Annotated in this window: 8 protein-coding genes; 2 read left to right on the top strand and 6 right to left on the bottom strand. The window is 34.9% G+C overall.

The window, feature by feature from the left end; genetic code table 11:
- Positions 1-112 precede the first annotated feature (112 nt).
- Positions 113-1582 (bottom strand): hypothetical protein, encoded by a 1470-nt coding sequence (locus AB3M96_RS09595; protein WP_412967374.1) that lies wholly within the window; start codon positions 1580-1582, stop codon positions 113-115.
- Positions 1569-2102: an RNA polymerase sigma factor gene (locus AB3M96_RS09590; RefSeq protein ID WP_412967373.1), complete on the bottom strand. Its 534-nt coding sequence runs from the start codon at positions 2100-2102 to the stop codon at positions 1569-1571. Before AB3M96_RS09590 ends, AB3M96_RS09595 begins: the two co-directional genes overlap by 14 nt.
- 172 nt (positions 2103-2274) lie before the next feature.
- Here AB3M96_RS09590 and AB3M96_RS09585 point away from each other — a divergent pair, with 172 nt between their 5' ends.
- The gene (locus AB3M96_RS09585; RefSeq protein WP_412967372.1) at positions 2275-2826 is read left to right on the top strand and encodes a hypothetical protein; all 552 of its coding nucleotides are present in this window, start codon (positions 2275-2277) and stop codon (positions 2824-2826) included.
- A gap of 30 nt (positions 2827-2856) precedes the next feature.
- Here the strand turns inward: AB3M96_RS09585 and pflA are convergent, their stop codons facing one another.
- From pflA to AB3M96_RS09565, 4 genes are all read right to left on the bottom strand, one after another.
- Positions 2857-3582 carry a pyruvate formate-lyase-activating protein gene (gene pflA / locus AB3M96_RS09580; protein WP_412967371.1) on the bottom strand — a complete coding sequence of 242 codons (726 nt, stop codon included), beginning with the start codon at positions 3580-3582 and terminating at the stop codon, positions 2857-2859.
- A 36-nt stretch (positions 3583-3618) separates the two neighbouring features.
- Entirely contained in the window at positions 3619-5847 is a 2229-nt protein-coding gene (gene pflB / locus AB3M96_RS09575) for a formate C-acetyltransferase (RefSeq protein ID WP_412967370.1), read from the bottom strand.
- Between the two features lie 328 nt (positions 5848-6175).
- Positions 6176-7021 (bottom strand): creatininase family protein, encoded by an 846-nt coding sequence (locus AB3M96_RS09570; RefSeq protein ID WP_412967369.1) that lies wholly within the window; start codon positions 7019-7021, stop codon positions 6176-6178.
- Positions 7022-7085: 64 nt separating this feature from the next.
- Positions 7086-8468, bottom strand: coding sequence for an MFS transporter (locus AB3M96_RS09565; RefSeq protein ID WP_412967368.1), 1383 nt, complete (start codon positions 8466-8468; stop codon positions 7086-7088).
- Positions 8469-9081: 613 nt separating this feature from the next.
- On the opposite strand from AB3M96_RS09565, the gene AB3M96_RS09560 reads away from it, so the two are divergent.
- On the top strand, positions 9082-10284 hold the full coding sequence (locus AB3M96_RS09560) for an ROK family protein (protein ID WP_412967367.1): 1203 nt from the start codon (positions 9082-9084) through the stop codon (positions 10282-10284).
- Positions 10285-10410 lie beyond the last annotated feature (126 nt).

Below are 10410 nucleotides of genomic sequence, written 5' to 3'. Positions count from 1 at the left end.
CAGCTATGTACTTACCGCTACCAGGTCGTACTAGGGACTTTCACCCGTTAGAGTTCGCCCATGCTGGGCGAACAAAACAGACGCTAACATTTATTTAGCGTCTGTTACTTCATTATTGTATAGGTAAAAACGAAACCTTCCATACTCCATTTGGATCTCTAATCATTGAAAACCATTGCTCTCCATTTTCATTTCTAAAATGAATATACCCTTCATCTTCGTCTATCTCATTCCATGTACCAGCACCAAGGCCAGAAAGCTGCTTTATGATATTTACAATGTTTGGTGGATCCTTTTCCCAATCTTTTCTTTGTTGATCAAGATTCCAAAGAACCCTGTCCTCCCGAGTGGTATATAAAGCATAATTAGTCTCTATGTCATTATCGAGTTGAGCATGTATATACATTTTAGCTATACTTATCGGATGAGCATTTCGCAGAACTTCAGGATTTTGTTCCTTCTTAAACTCTTTATATAAAACCTCTTCCTCTTCTGTTAATTCAAGGTCTTTCAGTGATGTATTATCCTTATTAGGGGTTATATCATATTCAGAAAAACCATCTTCGTTTAAAGTTACGTTAAATACATTTCCATCTTTTCCATAGTAAAGATCCATTCGCAGTGCTTTACCATATACAGACCATCCAATATTGAGTATCACTCCAACCTGTTGATTTTTCAGCATTCCGATATCAATATCTGGAGTGAATTCTCCTTCCTGATTATCACTACCATAAAAATGATACATCCAGTCTTCAACAGTACCATCGTGATCAAAGTTAGGATTAACGCCTTCCGTATAAGCGGAACCAAATCTATTAACTGCCTCTTCTTTTGTAATTCCTAACTCCATCATTTCTTCAATGCCCTTAGCCTTTAAGTTGATAGCCTGTTTTCGGTTTTCTTCAGGATCAAACTTATCCAATGGCGCATAAATTAGGAAGTTATTTTCATCCTGTAAATCTAAATGTATATGGTGAGTTTTCACCTGATTATTTTGTTCATAGGTAAAAACAATTTCATAACTTTGCTCTCCTAAACTTCTTACAACATATTCAAGCTTTAAAGAATTTTCATCAAATCCTTCATAAAACTCTAATAGTACAGGTATCTCTTTTTCTGGATTCGCAGCGAAAAACACTCTATTTTCAAGGTACTTTTGATCCTTAACACGTAATGCTTCAAAGAAATAAACTACTGTTTTACTAGCCTCTTCTACCTTCGTTTGCTCAAACACCTCGTCATAAAGAGTTTTATACGCAGTATTCTCAGCTATCAATGCATCAAAGTTCGGATTTACTTCATTTGAATCATCAGGTGTTTTAACGGTTTCAGTAGGTACCTCACCTTGATTGGGCATATCGTTAGACAAGAACGACACTGTAATAACCGAAAACAATAAGATTGCCATCAATGCAGGTACTAGCACCCGAAAACGTAGTAACCACCCTCTGTTACCAGTATTCTTATATCGTCCTTCCAACAATGAAGCTTTTAACTCTTTAGCAAATACAGGATTTGGCTCAAGATCAGGCCGATTCCGTAAAGGTTCTAACCATTTTTCATCATTAAGATTGTTCACTTTTTAGTCCCCACCTTTCTTCATACGAATGGACATTCTTCTTCATTTGTTGAAGTGCTCGATGGTAATCTACACGTACCTTTGTTTCACTACATCCCATTATTTCAGCAGTTTCTTTTATTGTTAAATCCTTTAACCCGCGTAAAATCATGACAGTACGAAACTGGGGTTTTAATTTTAATAGAGCCTCTTGCAGCTCTGACCATTCATTTTTTTGTATCGTTTGAGCCTCTGGCGTCTTTTCATCAGATGCTTTTTCATAAATCCAATCAGGTAAATAATGAACAAATTTTTGCTTTCTTTTTAAATCAATCGCCGTGTTTTTTACAATTGAAAAGATCCACGTCTTAAGCCTCTCTGGATTATTTAGTGAACCGAGGTGCTTCATTACCTTAATAAAGGTTTCCTGCGTAATATCTTCAGCCTCTTGCCGATTATTCGTATAGTAAAGCGCAAAATGATATACATCTCGGTAATAGGTATCATAAATGTCTTCAAAATTAAACATCTCCGAATCCATTTCTCTCGCCTCCAATCAGTAATAAGACGTGTATATAGCAATCTTGTTTCAAGGAAATAATAATTTTTTTATTATCACCTCTACATTACCCATAAATCGTTGTTTCTCCTGCTTTTAAATAAAGAATATATGGTAAAATTAGTTATTAATATTGAAATTAGGAGGCTCTCCAATGAAGTCTTTAATCTTTTTTTGTTTTACACTTTTTCTCTTTATTACTTTGGTCGGTTGTGGGGGTGCAAGTAATGAACCAGTGCAAAGCGGCAGCACAGCTACCATGAATGCCGAAATTACCAAAGAGGACCTTGTTTATCGGCTTGTTTCAGATAAAGATTCATATCAAGAAGGAGAGAAAGTCAAAATTCACGCAGAATTAGAGTATATTGGAGAGCTCGATTCAATAACAATCTATCATGCTGCATCTCCTTTTTATTTTGATATTACCGAAAAGTCACGAGGTTATGAAATTGAATATGCCATGAATGAGCCCTTGTTATCTACGACGTTACAAAAAGGGGAACCATATCGTGAAGAGTATGTAAAAAGCGGTGGATTTAGTGACCAAGATCCCCCGGATTATGTAAGCTTTATGAAGCGATTTTTTGAAGAAGAAGGTTTCCCAGTTGGGCAATATGAAATAAACGGTAGTGCTCGTTTTTATACTGGAGAAAACGAAAAAAAGGATTATACCATAGAGGCACGAATTAGTTTTAACGTTAATTAAAAGAGCATCGTTTCCGATGCTCTTTTTTCTCTATCCTCTTAAAATGCGTTCTGCGTTTCTTACCCGCTCTTCTGTAGGAGGTTCTACTCCCTTTAGTTTATACTCTAAACCAAGGCTTTCCCATTTGTAGATTCCTAGTTTATGGTATGGAAGGATTTCTATTTTTTCTACGTTACCTAGAGTTTTGATGAACTCTGAAAGTTTAGTAAGATCCTCGTCATTATCACTAATGGTTGGAACCAACACGTGACGCACCCAAACCGGTACCTTTTTATCAGATAGATATTGTGCAAAATCTAGGATATGTTCATTACCCATTCCTGTTAATTCTTTATGTTTAACAGTATCGATTTCCTTAATATCTAAAAGAATTAAATCAGTTAAAGTAAGCAGTTCCTCTAAACGCTCAATAAAATGTGGAGTACGATTAAAGCATCCACCAGAACTATCAATCGTTGTATGAATCCCTAATTTTTTACATTCCTTAAATAACTCAATTAGGAAATCTACCTGTAGCAACGGTTCACCACCGCTTACCGTTACTCCACCATTTGATGCTTGGAAAAAGGGAAGATACGTTTTAAGATCATTGATAATTTCTTCCACAGACATTTCCTTCCCAATATTTAGTTTCCAAGTATCAGGGTTGTGACAAAACTGGCAGCGGAGCAAACACCCCTGTGTAAATATGACGTAACGTAAGCCTGGTCCATCTACTGTGCCACACGTCTCAATGGAATGAATGCGTCCGTTCATGCTGTCGTCCTCCTTACATTTTACTGAAGATTTTTGTTACATACTTTCATGGAAAGTCCGGTTAATTACATCTATTTGTTGTTCTCTTGTTAGTTTAATAAAGTTTACTGCATATCCAGAAACACGGATCGTTAATTGTGGATATAATTCTGGATGTTCCATTGCGTCAAGTAAGGTTTCTCTGTCAAATACGTTTACGTTTAAGTGATGACCTTTTTTGATTGCATATCCATCTAGTAAACCTGCAAGGTTACTAATTCTTGCTTCTTCTTCTCTACCTAATGCTTTAGGAACAATTGAGAATGTATTAGAAATACCATCTAATGCATATTCATATGGTAATTTTGCAACTGAGCTTAGTGAAGCAAGTGTACCTTTTGTATCACGTCCGTGAAGTGGGTTTGCACCAGGTGCAAATGGTTCTCCAGCTTTACGTCCATCAGGTGTATTACCAGTTTTCTTACCATACACTACGTTAGAAGTGATTGTTAAGATAGATTGAGTGTGTACTGAATTACGGTATGTTTTGTGCTTTTTAATTTTGTTCATAAAGCGTTTTACAAGCTCAACCGCAATATCATCTACACGATCGTCGTTGTTTCCGTATTTAGGGAAGTCTCCTTCGATCTCGTAATCTACAACAATACCATTTTCATCACGGATTGTTTTTACCTTTGCAAATTTGATTGCGCTTAGTGAATCCGCAACAACTGATAATCCCGCAATACCACAAGCCATTGTACGAAGGATTTCTCGATCATGAAGAGCCATTTCTAAACGCTCATAGCTGTATTTGTCATGCATATAGTGAATGACATTTAACGTATTTACATATAATCCAGCTAACCATTCAAGAACGACATCATATTTTTGAATTACTTCTTCATAGTCTAGATACTCTGAAGTAATCGGTGCAAATGAAGGTCCAACTTGTATTTTTAGTTTTTCATCAATACCACCGTTAATTGAATATAATAATGCTTTCGCAAGGTTCGCTCTAGCACCGAAGAACTGCATTTGCTTACCAATTGTCATTGCAGATACACAGCAAGCAATACCGTAGTCATCTCCATATGTTTCACGCATGATATCATCGTTTTCATACTGGATTGAACTAGTCTTGATAGACATCTTAGCACAATACTTTTTATAGCTCTCTGGTAAGTTTACTGACCAAAGTACTGTTAAGTTCGGCTCTGGTGCTGGTCCTAAGTTATCCAATGTATGCAAGAAACGGAATGAGTTCTTAGTTACTAATGGACGACCATCCTGTGCTACGCCACCAAGAGATTCTGTAACCCAGGTTGGATCCCCACTAAATAGCTCGTTATAATCAGGAGTTCTTGAGAACTTCACTAGACGTAGTTTCATTACAAAGTGGTCAACAATTTCTTGTGCTTCTTCTTCAGTTAGTACACCATTTTGAATGTCTCTTTCAATATAAACGTCTAAGAAAGTTGACACACGACCAAGGCTCATTGCCGCACCATTTTGCTCCTTAATCGCAGCTAAATATGCGAAATATAACCATTGGAATGCCTCTTTGGCATTTGTTGCAGGCTCAGATATATCGTAGCCATAAGAAACCGCTAATTGTTTTAGTTCTTGTAGAGCTCGGATTTGTTCTGAAGTTTCTTCACGGTCACGAATTACATCATCTGACATAGCTCCGTTACCTATTAATTCTAGGTCTTTTTTCTTTTCTTCAATTAAACGGTCTACACCATAAAGTGCTACTCTGCGGTAGTCACCGATAATTCTTCCACGGCCATACGCATCTGGAAGACCAGTCACGATACCTGCTTTTCTAGCCAACTTCATTTCAGGAGTATATGCATCAAACACACCTTGGTTATGTGTCTTACGATATTCTGTAAAGATTTTTACGATTTCTTGATCAATTTCAAATCCATATGATTTTGCTGAATCAACAGCCATACGAATTCCACCAAAAGGCTGTAAAGAACGTTTAAAGGGTTTATCAGTTTGAACTCCAACTACTTTTTCTTTTTCTACATCTAAATATCCAGGTCCGTGAGAAGTAATTGTAGATACTACTTTCGTATCCATATCAAGAACTCCACCATTATCACGTTCTTGCTTTGTTAACTCCATTACTTGATCCCAAAGCTCCAATGTATGGGTTGTTGGACCCGCTAGAAACTCATCATTTCCTGTGTACACAGTAAAGTTTTGTAAAATGAAATCACGTACATCAATTTCCTTCTGCCACTTACCGTCTTTAAAACCATTCCATGCTCTCATTATAAGGACCTCCATAAAAGGGTATTTAAATACATTAATATTGTTCATAACTGAACAAACTTTATCTACAAATTCATCATACACCCGTTCGAGTTCTTTTGCATGTGATTTTCTTCACATATGGTATAAATTAATATTTTGGTAACAATTCTTTCAAAAATTGTTCAAGACTGAAAGTTTAGAAGGTTTTTACGTCTTACATATTATAAGTGAAATTGTGATTGAAAAGTACTATATAAATATGGGAAAAAGGAAAACTAACGAAGGTTGAAAGGAAATGTATAAAAAGGAAAAAACGAGAAAATAAATTTCTCGTTTTTTATAATAATTATAGCCACTCACCGTATTTTTGAAGACTTTCGTTTTGAGTATATTCATCTGTTTTTCGAATAAGGTCTACAACTGTTGGCATATCTAATTTTCGAATAAGTTCTTCTAAGGCAAGTACTCCCGATTGAGCAAATTTTTCACGTTCTTCCTCTGATGTTAGAAGAGGTGTTACTAAGTGATCGGATGCTTTATCAAAGTAAGAACCAATTGCACCTGACTGTAATGCATATTTTCCGAGTTGGTTACCTGGATTTTTACCCATGCCAGCTAACATGTTTTGTACATCATAGGTTACTGAATCTGATACGGGTACATTTAATGGAACATCTTCTAATCTTCCAAGGATTTTATAAGCACCAATACTCATATCGTTAAACTTTTCCATAAATGAGTAACTTAAATCTTCAACAGTATCAACTATTTTTACCATGTCCATATAAAGAATTGGAACTTTGGTTTCTTCAAAGAAGTCACGAACCATTCCACTTAGTGTTATGTGAGCAGGACCATGGCAAGTTACATACACTTGTCTTCTAAAACCTTGTTTTAAAAGTGATTTTGCTATAGCTTCTAAATATCTCATTCCCTCTTTAACACTTATATTAACTGTTCCACGAGCCATCGCTGTCCCACCAGAAAAGAAATATGGGAGATTGTGAAGAACAAGTCCGTTTGTTGCTTCTGCCATTTTTAAAGCAACAGCCTCAGCAAAAACCGTCTCAGCATCAAGTGGTAATGCTCCATGTGTTTCAGTTACACCAACAGGTACAAAAATTAAATCATTGCTTTGTAGGTATTCTTCAACTTCCCCGTTTGTACATTTTGATAAAAACCGAGTTCTCATTTTATAACACCTCTTTTTAACTATTGGACAATACATTTTTCATTAAATTTCTGATCATCTTTTATTAGTTTGCAGTTCGTCTTTCTTTTAATGTATCGTACATTTCTTGTGATTTCGCATTATTTAAATTAAAAATAAACGCTATACCGATAATCATTAAAGCAAAGGCTAAAATAGGCAGTCCGTTATACATACGTAATACACCTTCTGCCACTTCTTGGCTTTGAGAAGTTTGCCCTGAAACAAATCCTACCCATCCTAAAGCATAACTACCAAGGGCAGAACCAATACCCATGCCTACTTTTCGTGAAAACGAATAAATAGAATAAATTGTTCCATCATATCGTTTACCAGTTTTAAGCTCTGTAAAGTCTAAGCAATCTGTAACAAGAGCCCAAACAATCATTACAAAGACCATATTTGCTATTGTTGCAATATTATAAGCTACAATATAAATGTAAACATTTTCAATAATAAAGATTGTAATTAATGAAGAAGCAATTAAACTGAAACTTGCAGTTCCTATAACCATATTTCGTTTACCAAACCTTTTAACTAATCTAGGAACGAAAATGAACAATAAAAGAGTTATTCCCATTTGTAAGAATGAGTTAATCGCAAATGCACCAGGTTTTTTATAGTATTCTGCAAACACAATTGCACCTAATTGGGAAACCCCATTAATCATGAGTAATGAACCAATACTTGCTACCATCATTCCTAATAATTGGCGATTCTTTAAAGCCGCTTTTAAAGCCTCTGTAAATTTATAGTCAGTTTTTGTTCCTACAGGACGATTATCTCGAACACGTTCTGTTGTCAATTTGACAAGCCCTGTATAAGCAAGAACAGAAAGAATACTAAATACGATAGAAATATAGAAAAACATTTCAGGTACTAGATTCCCAGATTTATCATAGATAAACATAGGAACAAAAGATAAAAATCCAATTCCAACTACCATTCCACCAACAGAACGAGCACGGGATAGTTTAGTACGTTCAATTGGGTCCTCTGTAATAACAGCCGCCAATGAGCCATAAGGGATAGAATCAGCAGTGTAAGCAATTCCATAAAATAAGTAAACAAATACAACCCAAACATGAATGGCAGTTGATGACCAGCTTGAGACATCAGCAAATGAAATTAAAATTGATGCCGCGAGCAACCATTTGGAAATATTAATATAAGGTAAAAACTTATCACCACTTTTTCCTAATCGCCATCTGTCTGGAATACTTCCCATAAAAACATCTGTAACAGCATCAAATATCCTTGAAACTAAAAACAGTGTACCCATAAAATAAGGACTAACACCCAATACGGAAGTTGCAAATAAAAGGAAAAATGAACCAATGTAAAGGTTTGCAAATCCCCCTCCAACATCTCCCAACATGTAACCAAACTGGTCACGGACACCAAACTTTCTCATTTCTTTCTTTTCCATGTTTTAACCCCCAATGTATATAAAATTGTTTAATACGATCTATAACTTTTGTAATCTTATCCTTGTATTACCTAATTTCCAGATCCTTACGTTCCATGAAATACATTCAATATTTACATTTCCTTTTCAATTTAAACAACGACTGGTACTTTCATCATATTTGTCTAATATACAAACTAAATAAATATTTTAAATGTCTATTAAACTAATCATCCTCCTAAAATGATTGAGTTTTCTATTTTTTATTTACTAGCAAAGAAAAGATTACTAACCTACTAATTTAAACGTTCTTGATTAGTTTGTTTTTCAGTCAAACTAATTATGTTTTAATATTAATTGTAAACGCTTTAAATAGCAGTAGTTTTTTAAAATTCTTGTTTGCATTGCCAGTTGTTAAAACCAGAAAAATGATTATACTCTACACTTTTGCGATCTATCGTATAGTTATATTTTCTTTAAACAATCTGCTAGTCATTTTCCCATAGCTTATTTTCCTATTTCTGTTATAATTAGATTATCTCACAAACTAATTACCACACACGATGTAAGCCTTTACATTACTACTAAAGTATATACTCAGTATCTATCTTCAATGGACAAAGGGGTTAAACAAATGGTTACTGGCGATAGCGCATATATAAAAAAGATTAATAGAAGTTTAATCATCCAAAAAATTATAGAACATGGTTTAATTTCAAGAGCTGACTTATCAAAGATTACGGGGTTAAACAAGGCAACCATTTCTGTCCAAGTTGCTGATCTTTTACAAGAAGGATTGGTTTATGAAACACAACAGGAGCATAACTCTGTAGGTAGACGCCCTATCATGCTTTCTATTAATGAAAATGCTGGTTATGTCTTAGGAATAGATTTAGATTATAAGTCGATCATTTACACTGTTTCCAATTTAAAAGGAAAGCCCGTATCCGTAAATGAGCATAAAGTTGACACTGAAGACTATGATTATATTATTAAAACCATTATTAAAAATATAAAGGTATTTCAGCTGGAATACTCTAATCATCCATACGGAATCGTAAATGTTGTAATTGGGATTCATGGTACAGTTAATAAAAAGGATGAAAGCATCCGATTTATCCCAAGGTATAAGTGGCATCAGAAACATATTAAAGAGGACTTACAAAAGGAATTGAACATTCCAATATTAGTAGAAAATAATGCAAATCTATCTGCTTTTGCTGAAAAAGTATTTAAACATCACCAAAGCAACAATCTATTAACCGTTATATTAACTTCTGGTATCGGTTCTGGAATGATAATTGATGGTGAGCTTCACAAAGGTTTTCACGGATATGCCGGGGAAATGGGGCATATGATTATATACCCAAATGGTGAGGCTTGCAAATGTGGAAATCATGGCTGTTGGGAGCTTTATGCTTCAGAGCCTTATCTACTGAGCAAATTAGAAACTGAACTCCAACAGACCAAAATAACGATTTCTGATGTTGAGACCTTACTACAAACCAATCATCCTGTTGCGAAGAGCTATATTAATCAATATTTAAATTATGTTTCAATCGGTCTTAACAATATTATTAATTTATACAATCCAGAAACAATTGTTATTAATAGCCGCATATTAAGTATCTATCCTGAAGCTATTGAAATAATTAAGAGCCGCTTAATTTCTTCTGTAAGTGAATATGGAGAAATCGTTCTTTCAGAACTTGGAAATGATTCTTGTGTGCTTGGTGCTTGTGCGTTAGGAATTCAACACTTCTTAGAAGTACCTTCCATTCTTCTATCAATTCCAGATAAACAAACTTCTTCAACTGACAGCCCTTATTTAAAATAAGAAAGGGCTGTTTTTATTTTGGACGGTACTTTCTACAGTCCCCCTTCTCCATTTGTTGTCTACCTAGAAAAGAAAAAGGCGGTTTTTGAAAGATATCAAAAACCACCACTTCCATTTATAATACTA

Source organism: Ferdinandcohnia jepli (assembly GCF_047246645.1).
GTDB lineage: Bacteria > Bacillota > Bacilli > Bacillales > Bacillaceae_L > Ferdinandcohnia.
The sequence above is the reverse complement of the archived record's forward strand: the minus strand, read 5'-3'. Positions and strand labels throughout refer to the sequence as shown.